At 47.8% G+C, this 24,148-nt stretch carries 18 protein-coding genes; all 18 read right to left on the reverse strand.

Features of this window, described 5'->3' with window-relative positions; genetic code table 11:
* Positions 1-16: 16 nt before the first annotated feature.
* Positions 17-244 (reverse strand): helix-turn-helix domain-containing protein, encoded by a 228-nt coding sequence (locus A8708_RS24980; protein WP_068668040.1) that lies wholly within the window; start codon positions 242-244, stop codon positions 17-19.
* A gap of 426 nt (positions 245-670) precedes the next feature.
* Entirely contained in the window at positions 671-2,836 is a 2,166-nt protein-coding gene (locus A8708_RS24985; protein WP_068668042.1) for a hypothetical protein, read from the reverse strand.
* Positions 2,837-2,866: 30 nt separating this feature from the next.
* The gene (locus tag A8708_RS24990) at positions 2,867-4,342 is read right to left on the reverse strand and encodes an ABC transporter substrate-binding protein (RefSeq protein ID WP_068668044.1); all 1,476 of its coding nucleotides are present in this window, start codon (positions 4,340-4,342) and stop codon (positions 2,867-2,869) included.
* Complete coding sequence (locus tag A8708_RS24995) at positions 4,339-5,265, reverse strand: ABC transporter ATP-binding protein (protein ID WP_068668045.1); 927 nt, start codon at positions 5,263-5,265, stop codon at positions 4,339-4,341. Before A8708_RS24995 ends, A8708_RS24990 begins: the two co-directional genes overlap by 4 nt.
* A 1-nt stretch (position 5,266) precedes the next feature.
* On the reverse strand, positions 5,267-8,173 hold the full coding sequence (locus A8708_RS25000) for an ABC transporter permease (RefSeq protein WP_068668107.1): 2,907 nt from the start codon (positions 8,171-8,173) through the stop codon (positions 5,267-5,269).
* 5 nt (positions 8,174-8,178) lie between these two features.
* Positions 8,179-9,279 carry an efflux RND transporter periplasmic adaptor subunit gene (locus tag A8708_RS25005; RefSeq protein WP_068668047.1) on the reverse strand — a complete coding sequence of 367 codons (1,101 nt, stop codon included), beginning with the start codon at positions 9,277-9,279 and terminating at the stop codon, positions 8,179-8,181.
* Complete coding sequence (locus A8708_RS25010) at positions 9,242-10,048, reverse strand: ABC transporter ATP-binding protein (RefSeq protein ID WP_420848607.1); 807 nt, start codon at positions 10,046-10,048, stop codon at positions 9,242-9,244. Before A8708_RS25010 ends, A8708_RS25005 begins: the two co-directional genes overlap by 38 nt.
* Before the next feature lie 243 nt (positions 10,049-10,291).
* On the reverse strand, positions 10,292-11,566 hold the full coding sequence (locus tag A8708_RS25015; protein ID WP_068668048.1) for an MFS transporter: 1,275 nt from the start codon (positions 11,564-11,566) through the stop codon (positions 10,292-10,294).
* A 230-nt stretch (positions 11,567-11,796) separates the two neighbouring features.
* Positions 11,797-12,234: a rhodanese-like domain-containing protein gene (locus A8708_RS25020; RefSeq protein ID WP_068668050.1), complete on the reverse strand. Its 438-nt coding sequence runs from the start codon at positions 12,232-12,234 to the stop codon at positions 11,797-11,799.
* A 92-nt stretch (positions 12,235-12,326) separates the two neighbouring features.
* Positions 12,327-13,214, reverse strand: coding sequence for a LysR family transcriptional regulator (locus tag A8708_RS25025; RefSeq protein WP_068668052.1), 888 nt, complete (start codon positions 13,212-13,214; stop codon positions 12,327-12,329).
* Positions 13,215-13,304: 90 nt separating this feature from the next.
* Entirely contained in the window at positions 13,305-14,432 is a 1,128-nt protein-coding gene (locus A8708_RS25030) for a hypothetical protein (protein ID WP_068668053.1), read from the reverse strand.
* A 2-nt stretch (positions 14,433-14,434) separates the two neighbouring features.
* Entirely contained in the window at positions 14,435-14,989 is a 555-nt protein-coding gene (locus A8708_RS25035) for a hypothetical protein (RefSeq protein ID WP_068668055.1), read from the reverse strand.
* A gap of 225 nt (positions 14,990-15,214) precedes the next feature.
* Complete coding sequence (locus A8708_RS25040; RefSeq protein WP_068668057.1) at positions 15,215-19,870, reverse strand: S-layer homology domain-containing protein; 4,656 nt, start codon at positions 19,868-19,870, stop codon at positions 15,215-15,217.
* 367 nt (positions 19,871-20,237) lie between these two features.
* Positions 20,238-21,152: an L-lactate dehydrogenase gene (locus A8708_RS25045; protein WP_068668059.1), complete on the reverse strand. Its 915-nt coding sequence runs from the start codon at positions 21,150-21,152 to the stop codon at positions 20,238-20,240.
* A complete protein-coding gene (locus tag A8708_RS25050; RefSeq protein WP_068668062.1) occupies positions 21,145-21,969 on the reverse strand; it encodes a formate/nitrite transporter family protein in 825 nt (274 codons plus the stop codon). Before A8708_RS25050 ends, A8708_RS25045 begins: the two co-directional genes overlap by 8 nt.
* A gap of 238 nt (positions 21,970-22,207) precedes the next feature.
* Positions 22,208-22,669 (reverse strand): hypothetical protein, encoded by a 462-nt coding sequence (locus A8708_RS25055; RefSeq protein ID WP_068668064.1) that lies wholly within the window; start codon positions 22,667-22,669, stop codon positions 22,208-22,210.
* Between the two features lie 23 nt (positions 22,670-22,692).
* A complete protein-coding gene (locus tag A8708_RS25060) occupies positions 22,693-23,451 on the reverse strand; it encodes an SDR family NAD(P)-dependent oxidoreductase (protein ID WP_068668066.1) in 759 nt (252 codons plus the stop codon).
* Between the two features lie 134 nt (positions 23,452-23,585).
* Positions 23,586-24,014, reverse strand: coding sequence for a MarR family winged helix-turn-helix transcriptional regulator (locus A8708_RS25065; protein WP_068668068.1), 429 nt, complete (start codon positions 24,012-24,014; stop codon positions 23,586-23,588).
* Positions 24,015-24,148: the final 134 nt, after the last annotated feature.

The raw sequence follows: 24,148 nt of genomic DNA on the forward strand, positions 1-24,148 counted from the left end.
GAGGGTGGGATTTGTGCTAACTTAGGCCAGAGTCCACCTCAATCAACTCATACAAGTCTCTCACTTGGCAACCGATGGTATCTGCAACGGAAATAGCCACTTGCAACGGCATAATTCTCTTATTTTCTATATAGTCATTGATCCGCTCAGGCTTATACAACAGGGCTCGAGCCAGTTCTTCCCTCCCCATTCCGTGCTCGGCCAAACGTTCTTGTAATAAGCTACGACCCAGTTCAAATTTCATTGGCTCTCTCCTCGTCCTTAAGAAAACTACCAACATCCTTGCCAAGATTAGTCACCTTTATTCGCAGCAATAAAAACCGTCAGGTATATTTTCCTGACGGTTCTTATCACTCGAATTTGTTTGTTTCATGCACAATTGCTAAGGACATTCGTATCAACTGGAAAATGTACAGTTATTTTTCGGTAAATTCCTCGTAAACTCGATTTAACTGTAAAACATGTAGTTAAAACCACCCATTTTATTTTAAATGGTAAAAATGATTAAAATTAGCTGTACATTTTCCATCTATTCTACGTTTAATCGGAAAAAACTAAAAATCTAACTGTAGAAAATACAGTTATTCGCCTGAAGCACAGAAAATTCGAAGAAATCCCCATTGAAGAGCCTAGGCCGCGTTCATTTGTTTGTAGCGTTACTGTTCAACCTTTAATCCGTCGTAATAAACCAATCCGCCTTCTGTGCGGCTAGCAGCTTTCTTTGACCTTGGAATTCGTCATAGATACTGAGTGTGTACTTTTGAAGGAATTTAGTATTGTAAATGAGGCCAGGATCTGGAATGGTTATTTTGAAATTATCACGTTTACCAAGACGAATCTTCGCATCTTCATCCGCTGTTGAATCTCCATTAATAACGTCGAAATCTTTGAAATCGAATCTCTTCTCAAATCGCTTAATCCCGCCGCCATCTTCAAAAACAACTAGCAAGTTATGACCTTCGGTATTAATTTCCGTCATTTTCTCTTTGGTTAGCTCATAGTTGAATTGCAACGTGAATACACCGTCGGAAATGGATGTTCCTATTTTATCGACTGAGATCGTATACGGGAACAAATCTACATTTTTAAGTGTTGTTGCTACATTGGTTTTCTCGTCCGGCAGCCAGTATGCAACTGGATTCACATAGGAATCTGGAACCGCCTTCTCACCTTCTGACAGCTTGCCTTCCGTGACCGCTTCTCCTAGAAGTAAATTCATATTTGTCGTGGGGAACCCTTTAGGAACCGATGCCCAAACATTGAGCAGCGCTTTGCCAGTAGGACTGATCTTATTCTTCACTTCCACAACAGTTGCCGGGAAAATTGTACCGTCTGATGAACGGAAATTCGCAACGAGCTTGGACACATTCGTGAACCGCTTCTCCAAATTCGTGGCTTCTACCATCGCGGAGTACATGATATTCGTTTTATCCTCATAAGTGGATACGTTTCGAATTCCGTACTTCGCCTTTCGCCCAATATCATTCGACGTATAGGTTTGCCCCATACCGATGAAGGGAATGGCTTGAAGTTCAGCTTGTGTGGAGAACTCCAGCACATCCGTTGCTGTCGAACTACCAGTACTACCAGTACTTGTACCTGTTCCCGTTGTTGGTGCTTCTCCCTCATTCTCTTGGAGAACTAATTTAATTTTGGAAAACTCGTACGTATAGGGTACTTTGCCTGCAATTTGTAAATTGACGCTTGCACCCGCTGCCAACCCAATCACTTTAGCTGTCTGGATAAGCTTAGCATCAATTTTCACTGCGTCATCCAATAAGAAATACCCGGATAATTTCGGGATAGGCAGTGATTCATCTCCGTTATTGCTTAGCGTTAGATCGGCTGTAAGTAGGTCTTGATCTTCCCACGGTAATCTGTGCAAACCGTTCAGCTGCGTCGTATACACACCTGATTTATTGGTGAAGGTATATGCTTTACCAACAGAGCCACCCTCACTCTGAGAAACAGTTGGCAGCTGGAAATTGGCAACCGCGACATTCATTTTCAAGTCAGCAATCGTTTCCGCAATCGCTACTTGCCAAGCATCTGCAGCAACAGCAACTGGAATAGAACCAGATAGCTGGATTTCCTTGGTCTCCTTCGGATTGATTTGCAAATCCTTTAATCCTTTGGCTTCCATCGGATACATTAAGCCTTCTGAAGTACGGATTGAGAAGAGGTACGCAGGAATAGTTACGGTATGACTTCCAACGTTCTCCAAGCTTACATACACCGTAGGTACATGATACTTCTCATTCTTGTTGCTGATAAACTTTGTAATCGAAGCCTTCACGTTAGTTCCACCAACCGAAATCACAGATGCATGATCAGCCGGTGTTACATCTGTATAATCATCAGGAACGGCTACCTCGCCTAAAATTCGTTCAAAATTCGTTTGATTGAAATCCCACTTAATAAATTGCACAACAAGATCTTGTAAGTTCGTACTCGTATCTACCGTTGCATAAAACGTTACATCTGTCGTAGAACCGGGAGCTACCCGGTTCTTATCCTTATCTGCTGGAAGTAACCGCACGGAGAATTGCTTGCCGGATTTGCTTTTCAGACGTGCCCAATAATCAATAAATTGCAGTTCACTGCTGCCTTCGTTATGGATAGTAATCGTAAATGTCGCTAACTTCCCACTAGCATTCTGTTGAAGATGAATTTGTTGTAACTCAAAATAACTGCTTCCCGTCATGGTTACCTTGCCCACATTTAATACAGGCGTGGAGGGGCTGCTATCAGCCCAGACGGGGGTAGTGGCTCCTAACACAAGCAGCGTAGACAAGGCTATAGTCACTAGGCGCTTGTGGTGATTTTTGATGATCATGATGGATTCTCGCCTCCTTCTATATCCTTCTTACCCTGCTGGAACTGCAATCGCTGGACTAATGATTGGTTGCCCGGGTGCAGTTGGGTTCTCTTTCATTTGTTTGAGCATGGCATCGCCATCCGTTTGCCATTTCTTAAGCGCTTCTCGTGCCGCCATTTTCCCTTGTAGAACATCGCTAAATAGCTTACGACCAATCTCCTGCACTTGATAAATATTAGGATTATTGCGATAAATTTTTGAATTATCTTCTAGTGGAGCCGGTGTTACATTGTAGAAAGCTTCCATGTGAAAATCCAGTCCATCTGTCGGTTTTAAGTATTTGGAGCGTGCCACCAACATATTTTGACTACGCGATTTTAGTTTAGCCCAATCATCGCCATTAATGAACTTGATGAACTTCCAGGCATCGTCTGGATTTTGCGACTTAGCGTTGATGCCCATAATGCCATTCATATAAATAGAGCCGCCAACACCTTTGGCTTCGGGGTGGGAAGGAATCGTTACAACATCCCAATCAATGGGTGTGTAGCCCTTATAGTTAGCTGCATTTTTATTGGCGTTGGTAAGTTGTTGAATTTGACCATAATTCAGAATCGACATGGCCAAGCGACCCGACATGAAATCATCGTAGGCAAATGGATTATTTTGATCAAACCTTTGATTCATTTGTTTCTGAGGATCAGCTACCGGCGGGAACACATTATCTTTTTGCAGCTGAGCCATTTTGGCCCATACTTTCTCCCATTGGTCCGTATCTACCGTCATTTTCTCGCCAGCATCATCAAACATGCTTAGCTGCAGAGGAGCTGTATACATTTGCATGCCGTAGAACAAATCTCCACCTTGGGCTTGGGTTGTAAAAGAGAACCCATTGATTCGCTGATCTCCTTCCCCTTTCGCCAATCGCTTAGAAAGATCAAATGTCTCATCCCATGTCATGCCGTCTTTCGGATAATCGACTCCTGCATCTTGAAACATTTTCTTATTATAAATAAGTGCAGAGGAGCTGAATGTCGGAGCAAGGGCATACAGCTTGCCGCCGCCCGCATTTTTCATTCCATCTATCACGGCGGGAACAATGCCTGCTGTATCGAATTTATCTTTCGTTATACGAGAATCCAATTGCAGCAGCAGATTACTTTCGATAATCTCTGGCAACTGTTCGTAACCAAGCATGACCACATCCGGTGGGTTATCACTCTGCATCACTTCTTTCAGCTTCTCCATCGGATCTGGCATCTTCTCACCAGGCTGAAGGCCACCGTTCATGAGCTTTTCATCCATCGTCGAGACGATTTCCAGCTTAATATTCGGATTAGCAAATTCAAATATTTCAGTGAATTGCTGTGTGAAATATTCATAATTACCGCCATACCCCATATTCGTTGCGATCCTCAGCACACGCTCTTGGTTATCGTCTGCTTTCTCCCCTTTGGTACAAGCAACAGCAAGTGGAGCCATTAAAGCTAAAGTTAAGGTTGTAACTATCATTTTACGTTTCATTTTGATTTTCCTCCGACCGTTTGTGAATTAAATGGAGCTTTCTCCTCTTCTGCCGGTAGTGCTCTTGGTGCTTTAATCGTGATGGTCTCGCCATCAAACTCCATCGTAGCCTTCCCGTCAATGTTCAGAGCGGTCAAATACGCTTTGGGCACCTGTAGACGGCCTGCACGATCCAACACGACGTATTCTTCATGAGCCTCACTTGTGAGCCCTGTCGAAGTCCCCTCTTCGGCCGAGCTCGAAGGATGGCGAGCGATAAACTCTGAGCTAGTCATTCCATCTCGGATAGCAACGACGCGCCCTACCTTGCCGGCCATGGACATATCGTGAGTCACAATGACAATCGTGACACCTAGTTCCTTATTTAAACGTTGAAAAATAGAAAGAATCATATCCGCTGTCTTCGTATCAACAGACCCCGTTGGTTCATCCGCAAGCAGCAACCGCGGACGATTGGCTAATGAAATCGCAATGGCCACGCGCTGTTGCTCTCCACCCGAAAGCTCTTGTAGTTTATTATTCAAGCGGTGACCCAGACCAACCCATTCCAGCAATTGCTTCGCGTATGCAGGATCATAGTTCCCGCTCAACATCATGGGCATTTCTACATTTTCAAGTGCAGTCAAGTAAGAAACGAGATTCCGTGCATTATTTTGCCAGATGAAGCCGACTGTATGTCGTTTATAATCAACGAGCTGCTTATCAGTAATCTTCAGCAAATCCCAATCCCCGACTTTCACTGCGCCTGCGGAAGGGCGATCAAGACCTCCTAGAATGTTCAGCAAAGTAGATTTACCGCTTCCACTGTTTCCGATAATTGCCATTAATTCACCGTCGTCAATCTGAATATTAAGTCCTTGCAGCGCGACAACTTCGATCTCGTCGGTTTTGTAAATTTTCACTAAGCCTTCGCAAGTTATCATGCTATTTCTCCTCTCCCAGCTTCACTGCCTGGTGAACACGCAGTCTTCTAATATGCAAGAACAGCAACATAGCCCCAGTTAGCATCATGAAAGCAACCACGATATATAACTGATAGGTGTCCTTGGAATCGAACACGACTCGGAATGGCGGCACTTGTGTCTTCACATTCTGGGACGTTTGCAGGAAGGGTAAGAAGAAATAACTCGTTAGCTTGCCAATTGCAATACCCAACACAATGGATAATCCAGCCGTGAACCCTTGTTCGAGCAACAACATACCCGTTAGTTGCTTACGGGAGAGTCCCATCGCACGCAGGACACCGAATTGTACAACCCTGCTAGATAAGTTAAAGAACCAATACAGCATGTAGCCGATTAAAGATACTACGACAGAAACAAGGAAACCTAAGCTAAGAATACCGAACACGCCGCCTCTTGCTGGGAGCTTCTTCTGGACGATGAGCTCATTGCGAACATCCTTGACCGCAGCAATTTCAATCCCTTTAGCTTGCAACGCTGTAACGATCGGCGTCACTTTAGCGTCTGGTTTCATTTTGAGCCATACGTCATAGGGTATCATTGGTGCTTGATCGTAGATATAGTCTAGATTCGCTATGAAGAATGGCGTTTGATCTGGATATTGTGCCGGCCAATATGGTAATATCCCCACAATCACGAATTCCAAAGGCTGTTGGCCAATCGTAATGGATAGCAAATCACCCGCTTTAAGTGCATATTTGCTGGCGTAACTGGAAGGAATGATAACGGCCTGCTCATAGCTGCCCAGTAAATTCAAGTATTCATTGGGATGAGCTGGGAATAAATCAGGACGGAACCATGCTACTTTAGCGAAATCCGTGTTATCGATCCCCATGACCGTTCCCTGCCCTGTAGATTTACCGGATACAACTACATTGCCTTTGGTCTGCATGACTCTAGCAGCTGCCTGAACACCTTCCAAATCGCGGAACACTTGAAATGGCGGCTCTACATATCGGATTTTGGAAGGAGTTTCCTCGCCAGGCTTCTGACCACCTTGACCTTGCCCCTGACCTTGGTTTTGGCCGCCACCCGTACCAGAACCTCCATTTCCGCCTTGGGCTTCGCCACCGTTCCCTCCGGCGTTCGGATTCTGTGGCACATCATCGGAGAAACCCTCCCACACGGTTTGAATCACGACATCAGTACCATATTGGTATAGGATACGCTCCGAAGAGTTCAAATCAATCGTACGTGCTGCCGAAGAATTGTACACGCCAAGACCCAGCGTGAGAATGAGCAGCAGCATTAACGGGTAATACGCTTTAGCTGAACGTGACAGCTGTACAAGGGTTAAATATAACGGCACAGGCAAGAACTTCCGGCCAAACCAACCGAACAATCGCAGCAACCATGGAAAGATGCGTAGAAAGAACAGTCCCAGCGCGAAGATCGAAAGTGCCGGTACAAAAAACAGCAACGGATGCACCTGAAGTTGATCGGTTGTCATGCCTGTTTGCACAGCTAGCACTTGACGCTGGTCAAATAGGTAGAAACCATAACCTACCAACCCCAACAGAACGATATCGAGGAACCACCGCTGCCACAGTGGCGAACGATCTGACCTTGCGAGCTGCTGCTTGTAGTTGACGATTGAAGATCTTGCAAAAAGCACAGCTGGAATGACGCTGGCGAGAATGGCAATAAGAACAGCGAGCCCACCATAGAGCATCGCTTCTGCTGTAAAGCTAATCGGAATTGATTTGCGATCCACGAATGTTAGGAATCCACTGGTGGAACCAATGCTCTTCGCCATAAACCAGCCTATGCATGGTCCAATCAACAGCGCAATCACGCCTAATAACAATCCTTCTAGGAAGTAGATTCCCACAATTTGCTTCGTGCTGCCCCCACGGCTTCGCAAGATGGCAATCACGCCGCGCTGTCGATCTAGCGATTGTCTGGCATTCATCATAATGTAATAGAAAACCATCGCAATCATCGGCGCCGCTAGTGTGAATAAGAGAATCTGCATCTGTAAGCTTTGTGTTTTAAACTCCGATAGAATTGGCTTGAAAGATACATCTACCTTCGTGTTCTTAAGCTTCTGGAACAAGTTGATATCTAGTCGCTCCAAACGGCTCTCAAGCGGCGACAATTGACTAGTTTGAATGTCACGCAGATCAAAAGCATAATACCAATTCGCAAGTTGCAGTGGAATTTTCTTCTCCGTCAACAGCGTCTTGATGAATGCATCATCGCTAATAATAAGTGCATTGACTAAACCCTCTAACCCTTGGAACCAGTACGCGCTTGTTTCATCCTTCGGTTTGAAGGAACCAACGATCTTCACCTTGAGCAATTGACTGCCGCTTGCACTGGCAACGGAATAATTAAAGACATCTCCTACGTGCAAATCGTTGCGGAACAAGGCTTCTTCCATCACTACTGCTTCGAGTTGGCCATTTTTCATTTCTCCAGAAGCCATTTGGCCATTGGACCATTCCACTTCGTCCTTCAACCCACTTAGTGACGTTAAAGTCATTTGACGACGTTTACTGGGATCGGCTTTGGTCCCCTCAGCAGGGGATAATTGCGATCCTTTAATTGCATAGCTACTTGCATATGTATGTATAGGAAAGTCAATATCTGTGGGAACATCCTGTTGAATATACGTCTTGACGCTCTCTAGATCATTCAAATCTGCACGTTCTGTTCCTACTGCTTGATACCGCATGAGCAACGAACCTGCCGGAAGTCCCTCGCTCTTAGCTTCTAAGGATTTGGCTACGACACGCTTCAAGGACCCATTGGCATACATGGGAATGCTGGTAGTGAAAGCCACAGCCAAGACAAGACCAAGCAGGGTGCTGAGCGTTAGCCAGCGGGTATTCCACATTTTCCGAAATAAAAACCGCAGCATCGGCATGGACATTAGCGACCTACTACTTTCTGTCCAGCTGTAAGACCTTTGATGATTTCCACATCCGTTGACGTCTGCTGCCCAATCTCCACGTCCACTTCTTTCTTGTTGCCTTGGGCATCAACCACTTGCACATAATTTCGGCCTGAATAGGAACGAAGTGCCGCAAGAGGAATTGTCGTGGCATTTTCTTTTCTCTGCGTAACAATCGTGACGCTTAGCGGTGTACCGCGGTTCAGCCCTTTGGGAAACTCATTCAACTGCACAACCAAATAATTATCAATCGTATCTTGCTCCCCTTGCTGCCCCTGACCAGGGAATCCACCATTATTCGCGTTGTTTCCAGCTTGAGGGTTCGGAAGCTGCTTCACTTTCCCTTTGTGCGAACCAGCTGAGTTAATATCCACCTGAACTTCCATGCCAATCGCTACTTTCTTCGCATCATCTGCACTAATGCTTGCGGCGACAGTTAGTTCATTCAGATTGGCAATAACGGCTACGGATTCACCTGACTTCACGGTATCCCCTTTCTTAGCCGATACGGTGACAATCGTTCCACTGAAAGGTGCGAGCAGCTTCGACTTGCCGACTTGTGATTCAAGCTTCGTGAGTTCCTCTCGTTTCAGTTCAAAATCAATCTTCGCTTGTTCAATCTGTTCTGGCGACATTTCGTCTGCCTTACGAAGTGTTTCGATCATCGTCAGCTCATCCTTGCGTGTTTGAAGCTTCTTGCGCTTCAAATCGCTTTCGATATCCGATACGTCGAGCTCGGCAATAGGCTGCCCCTGTTCAACAGAATCGCCATTCTTCACAAGTAGGGCACTTATCCGTTTGGCAGACATATCCTCGGAGAAGAATAATTTCTCTTCTTGCAAGGCCATTAGTCGCCCACTCCCTCTTACTTTCGTCTCAAGGGTTTCTGTTTTCACCGTATACTCAGGCTTCTTGGATAGCTTAGGTGGATTAATTGACGGAAGCGCCTCTTCATCCTGTTCCTTAGGTAACAGTGCGCATCCCGAAGCAAGAAGGAGGGTAGAACTTAATACTAATGCAGCTAGTGGTTTCATCGTCCACTTACGTGACGAATCTTCCGTCCACCATTTCATAAACATGATCGGCATCCTCCAAAATTGTAGGGTCGTGTGTCGTCATACAAATCGTAACTTGCTCTGTCGCGATGATGTTGCGAAAAACCGACATAATTTGCGCGCCCATCTGTGAGTCCAGCTCAGCAGTCGGTTCATCTGCTAATATGAGCGATGGCCTATGTGCAATCGCTTTGGCGATCGCGACACGCTGCTGTTCACCACCGGAAAGTTCATAGGGACGATGATGCATCCTTTTCCCAAGACCGACTAGATCGAGACAATGATGCACCCGCTCTTTCCATTGAGAGCGAGGTGTACCTGCCATCCGCAGCGCCAACTCAACATTCTCCCACGCAGATAGCAACGGCATTAACGCATAGGATTGAAAGATAAAACCAATTTCTTTACGACGGACCAACGTCCTCTCATCATCGCTGCTGTGGTGAAAGGCATGCTCTTGAAACACAATCTCCCCGTTCGTTGGCAGATCCAGTCCTCCGATTAAATTGAGCAGTGTTGTCTTACCCGAACCTGATCGCCCTTTGAGCATGACAAGTTGCAGCGGCCTCAACTCCATCTCGATCCCTTTCAGAACATCGATCTGCCCACCACCAACTTGAAAGGAGCGATGTACATCACGTACCGTCAACACAGGTAAATGGGGGTTGATAATGCGGGAGGAGGCGCTGTTGGACAACGATTCTTCGTCGTCAACAGAAAGAGCCTCTAGAGTGCTTTTTTTACGAAACCAGCTTGCCATATAGTCAGTTTCCCTTTCATTCCCAAATTTCACGTATGATAAAGTAGACGGAGTGAGACGCTAAAAAGTTCCACTGAAATTAATTTGTATTTTATTAATTTATTTTGCATAAAAATCCCATTTAATAGAATCTATTGGAATATACTATTAAATGGAAAATACATCCATGCAACTAATTACCTATTTTGTTACATAGCAAAAAAAAGAGGGTGCACCGCCAACTTTCATAGCAGTGAACCATCTTTAAATGGTGAAATATTTATGTTTAATCAACGCCTATTTAACCCCTCTTCGCGACCATATCACAACAGGGACTAACAACAGAGACAAGAAGCCTCCCCCCAAGGAGAGCCACGCAAAGCTTGAATGCGCAACAACCATGCCTGACAAAGCTCCGCCAGATGCACCCGCCAAAGAAACTAAGACATCGACCGTTCCTTGCGTCCTCGCACGTGTCGCAGGTGTTGTCGCATCAATAATTTGCGCCGTCCCGCTGATCAAACCGAAATTCCAGCCAAGTCCGAGCAGAGCGAGCGCGACAATGAGCCCGAACATTGAATCTGCTGGCGCCCAGGCGGCAAGCAGTCCAGCCAACAACAGCGTAACTCCCGAGGCACAGGACATAAAGAGGCGCCCTAATTTGTCCACAAGTATACCTGTTACCAAGGAAGGCAAGAACATCGCCGCGACATGGATACCAATGACCATACCGACGGCATTTAGGCCATGCCCATGATGCTGCATATGGATGGGCGTCATCGTCATGATGGCAACCATAACAATCTGCGTCAACACCATCACCGTGGTTCCGATGAGAATCCCCCGGTTACGCCCGGCTGGCGCTGAAGAATTCGCGGAACCCGCTCCTTGCGCTGGATTGCTCGCCTGCATTTCGGCTATCGCCTTAGCCACAATATAAGGATCAGGACGGAGCCTGATCCACAAGACCAAACCCGCCAATACAAAAGCCGTAGCGGCTAGCATGAATGGCCCAGCGAGCGCTGGTGCACCGACCGACGTCGCGAATCGCCCCATCACGCCGACTAAATTCGGCCCTGCGACTGCACCGAACGTCGTGAAGACCATGGCTAAGCTGATCGCTCTTGCACGCTGCTTAGGCCCGGCTAAGTCCGTTCCTGCATAGCGCGCTTGAAGATTCGTCGACGTTCCTGCACCGTAAATCAGCATCGAGAGAAACAGCAGTGGCAGGCTGTTCGCAATCGCCGCGAATACGACCCCCATCGCCCCTATTCCACCGGCGAGAAAACCAGCTGTTAAGCCCACCCTCCGACCGTAACGCCCCGACAATCGCCCAACGATCCAGGCAGACGAAGCAGCACCTAGCGTCAATAAGGCGGAAGGGAGGCCAGCTAAGCTGTCCGTCCCCAACATATCTTGGGCAAGTAACGCTCCGACCGTCACACCTGCGGCAAGCCCTGCTCCGCCGAAAAGTTGCGCCACGATGACAGTGCGCAAGGTTTTACGATAGAGTTGCTGTTGTTTCTCAGGCGAATATGCATAGGCTTGGATCCCTTCGCTGCTCTCCGTCATTTCCTCATCTTCCTCCCCGCTGCCAAACACCTTTTGTCATTATCATACCTATGTTCGGCGTTATTGACCAATTCAAATTACTTATACTCGTTGCTTTATCCTCTTGGCCAGGATGCCCTATGGTAGGCGCCGATGCGTAGGCTGCATTGAGCATTAAACGCTACGCCAAACTCCGCAACAAAAAGCATCCAAGGATTAACTTGGATGCTTGCTTTCCACCTATAGCTAATTCACCCAATCAGAGGAGCCCCTTGACCAAGCGTTCCTTCTACCTCATTGCCTTCCTTCCGCCAGTACTCCATGCCTCCTAACATTTCTTTCACCTTAAATCCGAGACCTGAGAGACGAGCCGCTCCTTTGGTTCCGCCATTGCAAGCTGGTCCCCAGCAATAGACGACGATCGTTTGACCTTTGGAAAAAGAAACCGTCGTTTCGGCACTGATCTCGTTGGAAGGAAGGTTTATCGCGCCAGGAACATGGCATTCACCATAGGCTTTAGCGCTGCGAACATCGATGAGCAGGAATTCATTGTAACCATGTTGCATATCGTAACGTACATCGGCAACGTCCGTTTCCACCGAAAGCTTATTCATATAATGCTGGTGTGTATGCTCTGGTGATGCGGCTGGCGTTTCTAGTACAAGCGATTTCATTGGTTGAATCGTCATTGGGATTACCTCCAGTGGGGTTGTTGATTTCTTACATTGACTGTAACACAGCCCCAAACACTGGAGTTATCGATAGTTATTGAACCTATACTTCAATCATTTCGATAGTTGATACCGCCGAGCAGCTCTAGAAAACCTAGATAAGCTTTCGATTTCCATTTTTTCTTAGCGATGATGAGTTGTGTGTAGAACTTGCACGCCGGATCAACAAAGGGGATCGCGACGATCTGGCCTTTACGGATTTCCTCAGCAACCGTTATGCGGGGCAACAGCGCAATGCCAAGCCCATAGGTTACGCACTGCTTAATCGCTTCCAGATTACCGAATTCATAAGATAACTTGTAGCTCACTTGTTTTCCTTTCAACACCTTAAGCAGCATCGCTCGGTACGTACAGCCATCCTCCGTTAGGATCAGAGATTCATTCTGCAGATCTTCCACGTGAACTTCGCTATGCCCGGCCAATTTATGATCAGGACTAGCAATGATGACAAGTGGCTCTTCTCTCAGAATCGTGCTATCCAGCTCTGTGTCCGTAAAAGGAGGATCCAGAATGATGCCGATGTCCAGAACGCCTTCTTTTACCGATTCAATAATGAAAGGTTCATTCCCTGGTTGAATGACAATATTAACGTCTGGGAAGTCACGTCGATATGCCTGCAAATACGGTGGTAAATAAAACGCCGCTAACGTCTCAATCGTTCCTATCGTCAGCGTCCCTTTGGATTGCTGGGATACAACTTCCTTGGACTCTTCATGTAACTTATAGATCTCATTGGCGTATTGCAGGAGCGCTTCTCCAGCCATCGTTAATTTCATAGTCCGTCCAAAACGTTCCAAGAGAACAGCGCCGTAGGATTCCTCCAGCTTCTGAATTTGTGCCGTTATGCTTGACTGGGCATATCCTAGCGTTTCCGCAGCCCGCGTGAAGCTTCCACACTTCGCTACTTCGCGAAAGGTTTTCAAATAGGTCATTTCCACAGGCGTTCACTTCCCTCTCCATCAACTCCATTATTCTTAGCATACTAGAAAAAGCGCTCACTCACCATCCAGCGGGAGAACGCTCTCTATTTATGAATATAAGGTCATCTTCCCTCGGCGGCGAAGGAAGCCTCTAATGCTTTTGTATGAGTACAATGCCAGCAAAGCCATCTCAAGTCCCCAGATGATATAGATCGACGTATCACTGACTTCAATTTGCAAATAGTCAAAATCCGCAAACTGCTTTCGCACGAATTGATCTGCCACCATCTGAGCTACATGATCTACGATCGGTACGAAGTCCTTGCCATAGCCCTGCTCCATCATATAATCCTGAACCTCAAGTTTAAGCATATCCACTTCACTCCATGAGAAAGCATAGACCCATTTCATAGAGCCATCGAGCGCTGGGCTAAAGCTTACAATGAAATCATTCTTGTTGCCATTCTCCCATTTATCCTGAAGGGCGAAGCCATATTCTTGGGGCAGATCCGTTCCCATGTTCACAAAAATGAGATTGACCTGCTTCCACGACTTCGTCTCTCCCGGTTGCTCAGGGTCTGGCACCTCTCTGTTCAGCTCGGTATTCCATGCGGCCAACGTTGCCAACGCTTTGGGCTTATTAGGTACATTCCCCACAATGCGATCGACATGCAGCACCTCGGAGACGAATCTTGGATAGGTCGGCAGACCGGAATAATCCTTCAGATCAATGTCGTTATGTTTAAAAAGACTATACGAACTTCTCACCTTATTGACATAGTGGTGAACAGAGGCCGAAGGTGTTCCTAGTGGATAATACTGCGCCAACTCTCTCGTCGAATTCGGAGAGCGACTCGTGAATGTCGTTCTTCCATCCATGGATTCATTGACCTCAAACCACCCGTTGTCCGAGGTTTTGATCTTATTGATCTCCTTATGATGCTCGGTGTGACCTGGCTTCTTGGTACACCGTTTGCGCCCATCGTCGTCTGTGGAACATTCTTCCTTGCCTGGGATCCACTCATCCCACTCTTCGATATGTTCCACGTCGATTACACGCCCAGACCAGACCTCTGAATCCACCGTCCGGAAGTAAAAATCACCAGCTACTACACCCGCAAATAAGATAGCCGCTGCTAGCGATGTCAGCACATACCGCCACCATTTGCGGCCCGTTACAAGTTCAATGGCAAAACCAACAATCAGAACGAGAAATAGTGCTGCCCAATATGCCATGGCTACCTCAGCTTCACTTCGTTATCTTTGCCAGTTTGATACGCATCACTCGTACGTTCTGAAGTAATAATAAATTTCTCCGCATCCATCGTTTCAAAATGGAAAATTGCATTCATCAGCGCGTGTTTCCGAATATGGGTGTTGTACTCCCGCACTTGATCGGCAATTTTCTTCTGATTCCGGTCGAACTCAGTTCGTGCTGAAGAGATTTCGTTTTGCAGCTTCGTATACAACGTACTGCTCATTTGTGGGTTCTGCTCTTGAATGGTTTGAAATAGAGCTTGCGTATTCGTGTATCGACCTGCAATGAGATCGGTATATACCTTTTTAATATCATCTGCTTGCATGTCGGTCACTTGCGCCATTTCTTTGAATCGTTTCCACATGTTATCGTAGTTGGATTTATTCGCAACATGTTGCGACTTGATCTTCTCATCCAACGCAATCGCCGTCCCCCGTTGCCCCCATACAACGACTGCTGTAATAATCCCAATTAACACGAGTATGCCGATAAAACCAAGACAACCCACTACGAGAATCCCACTCTTGTTCCTCATCTAGAAACCCCTCTGCCTAATTATTCCATCTAATTCTCTTATTCTAGCATACTGAGGCGACATCATAGATCAAATTTCTACAAAATTTGTGAGGCACAGCAGAAATGACAATGGGATATGTTTTCATAAAAAAAAGGTTGTCCCATAGGTTTTCTTGACCTTGGGACAACCTTTTTCTGTAAGTCATGCAAATAAGAAGTTTGCCAATCTGCGATTACTTAGTTATTAGCTTTGCGATTGGATATATGCAGCCAAGCGCAGCAGGAGAACGGCAGCTTCCGCTCTAGTCGTCGTAGCTATCGGGTGGAATTGATTTCCACTTTGCCCTTGCACGAGACCAGCCTCTTGTGCTGCGCTAACATAAGGCATGGACCAGTCAGCTATTGCCGCATTATCCGCAAAGGTGGTCTTCTCCCTGCTAGCAATCTTCAGCTTAGCAGCCTTGGCAATTAGAACCGTCACTTCCGCGCGGTTAATGTTCGTGTTCGGGTGGAATGTATTGTCAGGGTATCCACTGACAATACCTGTATGCACAGCTGCCGCCACAGCACCGCTTGCCCAGCTTGGAATGTCACGCTGATCTTCAAAAGATAACCCGTTCCCATCCGGCCAAGCCATGATCCGTTGCAACATAAGTGCAAATTCAGCTCGGGAGACGGGAGTGTCCGGACGGAAGGTGCCGTCGGGATAACCATGAACTAGCCCTTTGACAACACCGTCGCGAATCGCCTGCTCAGCCCAATGACCCGAGATATCCGTGAACCCCGGCTCCGTCTCCTCAGCAAGGGCAATCACCGCGAACTTGGTAAAGTGATCCGTTTTGCCTGCCAGGGTATTTCCATCCGCACGACCTCCTATGCTCACCCATTGCAGGGTTGTTTCATCGTAGTAGGCTAATACAGGCCGCTTCTGCGCACGAACCAATTCCGCATCTGTCCAATCTATGCTGAGTTGCACAGGAAGCTTAAATTTACCTGGCACATCTTTCTTAAATTCATATACGTCGCTGAGAAGTAGCTGCTCCGACTGGAGCAACGCTTTTACGTCATCTGTTATCTTCTGCATCGTGATGGTCATCGGCTGCTCGATAGCGCCAATGGGAATGAACAGTGTTGCTCCAGCGATTTTCAAGGTGTATTCCTTACCCGGAACGACAGCGAAGGAACCCGGCGCCCCAGCTGGTGCACCCACCTGCTCATCTGTTGAAGAAGAAGGACTGACAATATTCGCAATGTTGATCGTCTTGACCTGCTTATTGCCTACGGAATCAGCCGCGAATATCGTATAGGTACCGTTTTGGGTAATACGAATGATTCCCGATAACGGCACATCCGTACCGAATGACGGGGCAGCGAAGTCCCCATCTGTATGCTCACCTTGCGCCCAGCGTAAATCAGTCAGCGCATTACCTGCTGCCGCGTTATAAACGGCTGCCGTTACAGTTAAGTCTACACCCGTACTTACAGGAGTCATTGGTGTATAACTCAGTGTAATTTCGGGCGCATCCGTAATAATGTTTGTAATCTCAATCGTCTTGACCTGCTTATTTCCTGCGGAATCAGCTGCGAATACCGTATAGATACCGCTTTGAGTAATACGAACGATGCCCGATAACGGCACACCCGTACCGAATGATGAGGAAGTGAAGTCCACAGCTGCATATTCACCTTTCGCCCAACGTAAATCAGTCAATGCATTACCCGCTGCCGTGTTATAAACGTCTGCCGTTACAGTTAAGTCTATACCGGTATTAACAATCGTCAGCGGTGTATAGGTCAAAGTAATCTGCGGAGCATCCGTCAAGATATTCGTAATTTCAATGGTCTTCACTTGTCTATTACCTGCAGAATCAGCCGCATATACCGTATATTTGCCGTTCTGAGCAATAGGGACGACACCGGACAACGGCACATCCGCTCCGAATAATGGGGAGGTGAAGTCCCCAGCAATATGCTCTCCTTCCGCCCAGCGCAAGTCAGTCAATGCATTGCCAGCCGCCGCGCCATAGACAGTTGCTGTTACAGTTAAGTCTACCCCCGTACTCACAAGCGTCATCGGCGTGTAGGTCAGTGTAATTGCGGGAGCATCCGTAACAATATTCGTAATCTCAATGGTTTTGACAAATGTATTGCCACCACCATCTCTGGCGAAAACGGTATAGGTTCCATTGGTGCTTACCTGGAAGGCTCCTCCTGTGAGGACTGTTCCCGAAGTCGTGAAGTAGACTGCATCCTGAACACTTTCGGCCCATTTGAGAGGAGCTAGCGTGCTGCCAGTTCCATCCGCATTAACTGTAACTGTGATAGCATTGTTAGTCGGAACAGTGACAGATGGCGTGAGGCTGATTGTCGGCGCTATTCCGTCAACGAGAATATGACTCAGACTCGGGAGTGAAATGGGCAGATCCAACCCAACAGTGTCTCCCAACGCCGTAATAGCTGCTGGAGAAACTGCCCCAATTGCAGTTCCGAGCTCTATGCCATCCGTGTCCTGATCCCCCGATTGGACGGTATAGCTGAATTGCAGTTTTTCCGGGTGCCCTGCGAGTTTTCCTGTATAAAGGGCGGCACGATCAACGCCGTTCAATTGCAAAGGCAACTCTGGTGTACCTGCAACATCGACGGGTTTCGTGAATGTGACCGTAAAGTCAAGTTGCTGTCCGACGCCATAAGTGCCATTAGCTGGAACTTCTACAACAGATGGCTGCGGAGTCGGTACGATAATTTTCAGACGGTACACGCCTTGCCACAGTCCGGCTGCATCCGTGACTCGAATTTCAACGGGATTATCCCCTAATTTTAAGTTGATATCTCCCGTGCTGCCAGCCGTGCCATTCATCGCTACATGCGCGCCCGCTGTATCTGCTGCCGTAACAGCTATATGTGCAGAGGTAACTGGTGTGTTAAGCGTTGCAGCGTAACTGCCTCTGAGACTGTCGAAGGCAGCGTTCAGGGACACGGTTGCCCCCGGAGCTGTGACTGTCATTCCGTTTAGAAGGACTCCGCCTAAACTCGCGTATGGCATGGGATAGGTCGTCCCTTCAATCATCCCCCACTGCTTACCGCTGCCGAATTCCCAGCCTGCAGCAGCAAATGTTGCCTGCTGCATCATTTGCCCCGTCGTCAGACCAGTTCCCCCTGCTAAGTCTGCTTGGCCGCTGTTGGTAATGTCCCAGAAGGAGTCCGACACAGTTCCTCCATTTCGGTATCCGATCAGACCTCCCTTATCAACGCTCCCGCTAACAGTCGCAGCTGAATATGACTTACTGATGGTGAATACTCCGTCAACAACGCCGGCTAAGCCGCCAACCTTGTTAACACCGTAAACAGCTCCTTGTACGGACACCCCACTCACTGTTGTGTTGACGGCCTCCCCGATCAACGCTCCTACCTTGTCCTTGCCGTGGATATTCGTGCCCAACAAGGCTATGTTCTTTATCGATGCACTGGAAGTAGAGCCGAATAACCCGATGCCGTCCGTTCCCGCTCGTTGAATGCCGATGTTTGCTATCGCATGATTCTGCCCATCGAAGCTTCCGCTAAAAGGGGCCGACGTATTGCCCACTGGCATCCAGCCCGCACCCGCACTGAAGGCTGATAAATCAAGATCATTTTCCAGCAAATAGACCTGACCCATCCCGTAACCTTCAGCTGCGTTGCCGATCTTGGAAAGCTGTTCGGCTGTTGTGATCCGATGCGGATAGCCCGCCGTGCCCGCATCACGGATAACGGTGAGTTTGTAGATCGCGTTAAGCCTTGTAGGATCAGTTGCATCGCTTACTTTTATTTGAAAATCATTGGGTCCTGGGTTCAGAGACAGTACCTTTGTGCCAGAGCCGCCATCTACGGAAACATTCGAGGTTCCGCTTAATGCTGTTCCCGCTACGGTCACCTGATCCGTCTTGCTCACGACCCTCACGACGTAAACTCCGTAATCGTCACTAAACGCACGGTCCAGTGCTTGCGGAGCATTATCGGCCGTATCCTCCACAGTCAACGATGCCAATGCTACTTTGGTGTAGTCGCTGCGCAAAAGCGGGTAGGTGGCCTCTTCAATGAGGCCCCATGTGTTGGTGAAGTCCCAACCCACATATGTCGCTTTGCGCTTCATCTCAGCAGTGGTCTTGCCGTCTCCACCATCGGAAGTACTCATCCCGCTTGTCTCCGTATTCCAGTATGAGGACGTAACTGCTCCGCCAGGTCTTTGTCCAATCAACCCTCCGGAATAGGAGCCAGAACCCACCGAAGCGATAGAGTAAACTCGGGTAACCAGGCCGCTCGAGTAGCCGATCGCACCGCCGAAGCTATCTTCAGGAGAGGGACCGATACTAACCTGCCCTTGCGCATAGCTATCAGAGATGTTGGAGAAATCGTTGTAACCGACTAAAACGCCAACGGATTCATTCCCTGTCACATTGCCTTCAGCGTAGGAATTCGTAATAGAAGTTTGAGACGCATCACCTGCGATCCCGCCGACATATCTGTATCCTTTAACTGTGATATTCGTCAAATGGACATTAGTAATCGTCGCATTCGAGGTCTGACCAAATAATCCAACGTTATTGTTATTAGCGCGATCGATCGACATATTGCGGATCGCATAACCATTACCATTCAGAGTTCCAGTAAATGGGGAACCTTGTTTACCCAATGGCAGCCATCCCTCGTGATCTCCGTTATCGTATCCGGCCAGATCAATATCGTTCGTTAATCTGTACTCCCCCGCCAAACTCAGCGTAGAGGCATTAATTGCGGCCAATTCTGCTGGCGTACTGATGTCAATCACAGCCGCCGAAGCTAGCCGTACAGGCAAGAACGGATTCGGCAGGAGCGATACGACAAGCAAGGCCATCAGCATAACGGCACCTATTCTTATTTTCATCTCTTTTCTCCCTTTACATAAAAATTCAAAATGCTTAGAACAACTTCATGGAATTATTGCGCTGCAGTGATCAAATCTCATTTTCTACTTCATTACGAATCTCTCAATCATGATAGAAACAGGCATCATTAATAGAAGCACGAGTTGCCTCAATGCTTATACATAAGCTAGTAATCTCCCTTTATTTCAACAATATCTGCTAATATTTTACACGATAATTCTGGTAAATTAAAGTAATTTAAGAGGTTTCATCCCTTGCTCGCCAACGATTTGCAAAACAACCTAAAGAGGACTGCGACAGGTCACTTGCTCATAACCTGTCACAGCCCTCTAACCCGCGTTCGCAGCGGTTTCTATCCTTGCATCTTCAAATTTCAATGGAATGAATAAGTTCCTTCATCTTCTGTGCTGACCGGTGAAGTTGCTCGCGCTCCAACTCCGAGATCTCTAGTTTGAGCACTTCGCGCACGCCGCTGCGATCCACGACGCAAGGAACGCCCAGATAGACATCCGATACCCCGTGATAATCTTGAAGCAGCGTCGAGACATTAAGCACAGCACCTTCATCGCGAAGAATTGCGGTACAGATACGGTCGAGAGCGAGGGCAATCGCGTAGTAGGTAGCCCCCTTGGCCGAGATGATCTCATATGCCGCATCCCTCGTGTTCGTGAAGATTCTCTCCTTCGTCGCCTCGTCCAATGGAATGCGGGTTCCGGCAATATTGGCCAGACTCCACACCGGGAGCTCGGAATCGCCATGCTCGCCGATGATATGGGCATGCACGCTGCGAGGGTCGATGCCCAGCTCTTCCCCGATCAGGTAACGGAAGCGCGAGCTGTCTAGCAGCGTGCCCGAACCGATGATCCGCTGAACAGGCCACTGCGACTTCCGCCACGAGAAGTAGCTCATGATGTCCACAGGGTTGGAGGCGATCAGCAAAATGCCGTCCTGATTATACTTGAGCACTTCTGTCATGATGCTCTCGAATATGCCGACATTCCTTTTCAACAGATCGACCCTAGTCTCGCCTGGCCTTTGGGCAGCGCCTGCTGTAATCACGATAATGCTGGCATCGCGACAATCCTCATATTCGCCCGCCCATACCTTCGTTTTTCCTAAGAAAGGAAGGCCGTGGTTCATATCGATGGCATCGCCTTTCGCTTTGCCTTTGTTGGCGTCAATGAGCACCAGCTCATCCGCCCGCTCCCTTAGCAACAGTGTGTACGCAGTCGTCGCACCGACGGCTCCTACTCCAATGATCACAATCTTCGTTTTATTCATCCAAATCGCCCTCCGTAAATGTAGTAGTTGAATTGAGTTCTTCATCCAAATAGGGTTTGTTCACATAGTGATACATTACGCCCATCAGTACCGCGCCGCCAATGATATTGCCCAGGGTGACCGGAATGAGATTATGAAACACTCCGCCGATGGATATCGTCCCGGGATGGTGCAGCACCAACGCAATTGCGAATGTGCACATATTGGCAATGCTATGTTCGTAGCCGGAGATAAAGAAGCAGAACACGAAGAGGACCATGGCAAACATCTTCGCTCCATCTCCCTTAAGGGACAGAGGAATGAAGAAGGCAAGACAGACGAGCCAGTTACAGAGGATGGCGCGGAAGAACAGCTCCCCCATCGGCAGATTCATTTTTTTATCCACGACACTGAGCAAGAACGCGTTGACAGACGACTCCGCGAATAAGCTGGTTGTATAGATCATGAATGCGAAAAAGGCTGCACCGATGATGTTGCCTATGTAGGTATACAGCCATAGCTTCAGCACGGTACTCCAACGCATTTTCCGTCTCAAAGCAGCGTAAGTGAAGTAAAAGGTGTTGCCGGTGAATAAATCCCCTCCCCCGTAAGTGATTAGAATGATGGCTGCACCGAAAGTAATTGCCGCCATTGGATACGTAAGAGGAGAATGTTCCCCATAAAAGAAGCTGCCCGTCTTGAACGCAACGATGACGCCGAAGCCGATGAACATGCTCGCGAGTGCGGAGCGCGCGATATACCGTAGGCGGCTCATCTTGAATACTTTGAGCTTCTTTAAGGCAAGCTGCTCAACCTTTTCGAGAGCGGCAATTTCCATTTACGCTCACCTCCGAATTTATGTCAGGCAGAGCAACATCTGATGAATAAGATTGAGCTCCGGTAACTCTCTTCCTTAGAACAGATACTAAAGGAGTATGTCAGATCTGGCTGTGATGTTTATCACATCGTAGTCGTTAACATCTGCGTTATACCCAAAATGCCAAAAAGAGCTGTGACAGGTCACTTGCTCACCACCTGTCACAGCCCTCTAACCCGCGTTCCACGCGGCTTATTGCCTACTTCTCCTCACCCGTGGCATTCGGGTTAACTTCCCGCGAGATCCAGTCGCTCCAGCTCAATGCTAAGCCAGCCACCTCGACTATACGGTCATCCTCACTTGCAAGATGCTGGAATGCGGAAGTCAGACTGTCTACGAATTTCAATTGAATCGACCCATGCCGCTGAACTTGTCTAGCTGCTGCAGTCTCTTTGATGGCATCCGGCAGCACGATAACAATCCATTTCAAGTGCGTATGTTCGAGGATCGGCAGAGCTTTCAACATCGAATCCAGCGTGGCGACCGTCCTTTCGGCGATAATCCGATTATCGATCAGAAGGTGAAAGGGCTGCTTCGCCTCTTGCAAAGCCATGTGCGCATCCGTTGCGATATCCCGGAAATCCTCCATCGTTACCACCGGTTCATAATGCGTCAACGCCAAAATATGATTCTTCACCAGCCAGCCTGCTTTATAGCGCATGCTTAACCTCCTTGGTTATGTGGTCAGATATATTGTCGACTATATGCCCATAGCGCCTCGCCTTCTTGGCCTTCGGGCAAAGGAACGTGGAAACGCATGGGGCGATCTTGCTTCCAATGTACCCCCGAATGATTCTCTAAGATCAACCGACCTAGATACGCGCTACCTTTGGCTATCGGCTGGCCGAATATTCGAGACAACAATCTGAACAGCAATGGCGCCTCGTGGAACAAATTCGTTCGAACCATTCCCGGATAGCAGGTATGCACGCGTAACTGCGGATATCGTTTGGCAAGCTCGGAAGCATAGAGATCGACCGCAAGCGCTGCCTTCATAGCGGCCTTCAGACCGACTTGGGGTTCAGCCCAAGCGGTTGAAACATTCTTGTGGACGCCATTACCTCCTACCATAACGATGCATCCGCCGGGTACAATCTTGTTCTGCTGAAGAAGCATCTCCGATAACGCGAATTTACTCAAATAGTTTGTTGCGAAAGTCGTCTCCAACCCTTCATTGGTCAGCCGGACCTCTTTGTCCGTAGATATTCCTCCTGCACACAGCGCTAACGCATGAATCGGACCTTCGAGCTGATCCGCTAATCGACGTACATCCGGCATTTTGGACAGATCCGCATAGAAGTAGTCTCCCCCTAGCTCGGCGGCAATCTTTGCGCCTTGAGTTCGATTTCGACCAACGATCGTCACCTTCCAACCGCTTTCAGCGGCTAAGCGCGCCGTCCCGTAACCGATCCCGCTTGTTCCTCCCGTAACTATGATTCGCATAATACCCCCCCTATATTAGTTAGGATCCTAGCTATCAAACAAACGTTTTTCATCTTCGTTCTTACCCACGCATCATTGCACTCACCCCCTCTCATATTGTTAGGATGCTAGCTATTAGTGAAGGCTACAAGCCCCTATTGATAATATTCCTTATCCCCTAAGTTCTTGGCCACTCGTTGCAGCCACTGTCCCAACAAATCCCTCTCGGCTTGCGTGAACCCTTTAAGCATCTCGTTCTCGAATTCCAAAATAAGATCCACCAGCTTACCGAACACCTCGTTGCCCTGCTGCGTGAGCGTCACAAAGTTGGCCCTTCCGTCTGTATGGCTAGACTTGCGAGAGATATATGACCGAGCCTCCAGCTTATCTAATATTCCAGTCAACGTCGCGGATGTAATCCCGCTATGATGCTGGAGCTTCTGCTGCTCTAACCCTCCTGATTGAGCCAAATAACCCAGGATCTCGAATTGCGAAGTCGTCAGATTGAATGTGCTTAACCGCACGTCAAGCTCTTTGCGCATGATAATATAGGTTCTTTTTAAGTAAAGGACGGATTTAGACATGTGGTAGTGCTCCATTCTGAGATCGTATCAATATTGCTAGCATCCTAATTATATGTTGGATATTTCCAAGATGTCAACTGAATTCGGTTGTTAACTTCCGGACATAAAAATACATCGCCAGGGCTTATAGACCG

It is taken from the genome of Paenibacillus oryzisoli, assembly GCF_001653565.1.
Taxonomy (GTDB): domain Bacteria; phylum Bacillota; class Bacilli; order Paenibacillales; family NBRC-103111; genus Paenibacillus_E; species Paenibacillus_E oryzisoli.

Excerpts from the sequence above, each read along its gene's own strand:
- A8708_RS24980 (WP_068668040.1), bottom strand. The coding sequence starts at position 244 with ATGAAATTTGAACTGGGTCGTAGCTTATTACAAGAACGTTTGGCCGAG.
- A8708_RS24985 (WP_068668042.1), bottom strand. The coding sequence starts at position 2,836 with ATGATCATCAAAAATCACCACAAGCGCCTAGTGACTATAGCCTTGTCT.
- A8708_RS24990 (WP_068668044.1), bottom strand. The coding sequence starts at position 4,342 with ATGAAACGTAAAATGATAGTTACAACCTTAACTTTAGCTTTAATGGCT.
- A8708_RS24995 (WP_068668045.1), bottom strand. The coding sequence starts at position 5,265 with ATGATAACTTGCGAAGGCTTAGTGAAAATTTACAAAACCGACGAGATC.
- A8708_RS25000 (WP_068668107.1), bottom strand. The coding sequence starts at position 8,173 with ATGCCGATGCTGCGGTTTTTATTTCGGAAAATGTGGAATACCCGCTGG.
- A8708_RS25005 (WP_068668047.1), bottom strand. The coding sequence starts at position 9,279 with ATGTTTATGAAATGGTGGACGGAAGATTCGTCACGTAAGTGGACGATG.
- A8708_RS25015 (WP_068668048.1), bottom strand. The coding sequence starts at position 11,566 with ATGACGGAGAGCAGCGAAGGGATCCAAGCCTATGCATATTCGCCTGAG.
- A8708_RS25020 (WP_068668050.1), bottom strand. The coding sequence starts at position 12,234 with ATGACGATTCAACCAATGAAATCGCTTGTACTAGAAACGCCAGCCGCA.
- A8708_RS25030 (WP_068668053.1), bottom strand. The coding sequence starts at position 14,432 with ATGGCATATTGGGCAGCACTATTTCTCGTTCTGATTGTTGGTTTTGCC.
- A8708_RS25035 (WP_068668055.1), bottom strand. The coding sequence starts at position 14,989 with ATGAGGAACAAGAGTGGGATTCTCGTAGTGGGTTGTCTTGGTTTTATC.
- A8708_RS25040 (WP_068668057.1), bottom strand. The coding sequence starts at position 19,870 with ATGAAAATAAGAATAGGTGCCGTTATGCTGATGGCCTTGCTTGTCGTA.
- A8708_RS25045 (WP_068668059.1), bottom strand. The coding sequence starts at position 21,152 with ATGAATAAAACGAAGATTGTGATCATTGGAGTAGGAGCCGTCGGTGCG.
- A8708_RS25050 (WP_068668062.1), bottom strand. The coding sequence starts at position 21,969 with ATGGAAATTGCCGCTCTCGAAAAGGTTGAGCAGCTTGCCTTAAAGAAG.
- A8708_RS25055 (WP_068668064.1), bottom strand. The coding sequence starts at position 22,669 with ATGCGCTATAAAGCAGGCTGGCTGGTGAAGAATCATATTTTGGCGTTG.
- A8708_RS25060 (WP_068668066.1), bottom strand. The coding sequence starts at position 23,451 with ATGCGAATCATAGTTACGGGAGGAACAAGCGGGATCGGTTACGGGACG.
- A8708_RS25065 (WP_068668068.1), bottom strand. The coding sequence starts at position 24,014 with ATGTCTAAATCCGTCCTTTACTTAAAAAGAACCTATATTATCATGCGC.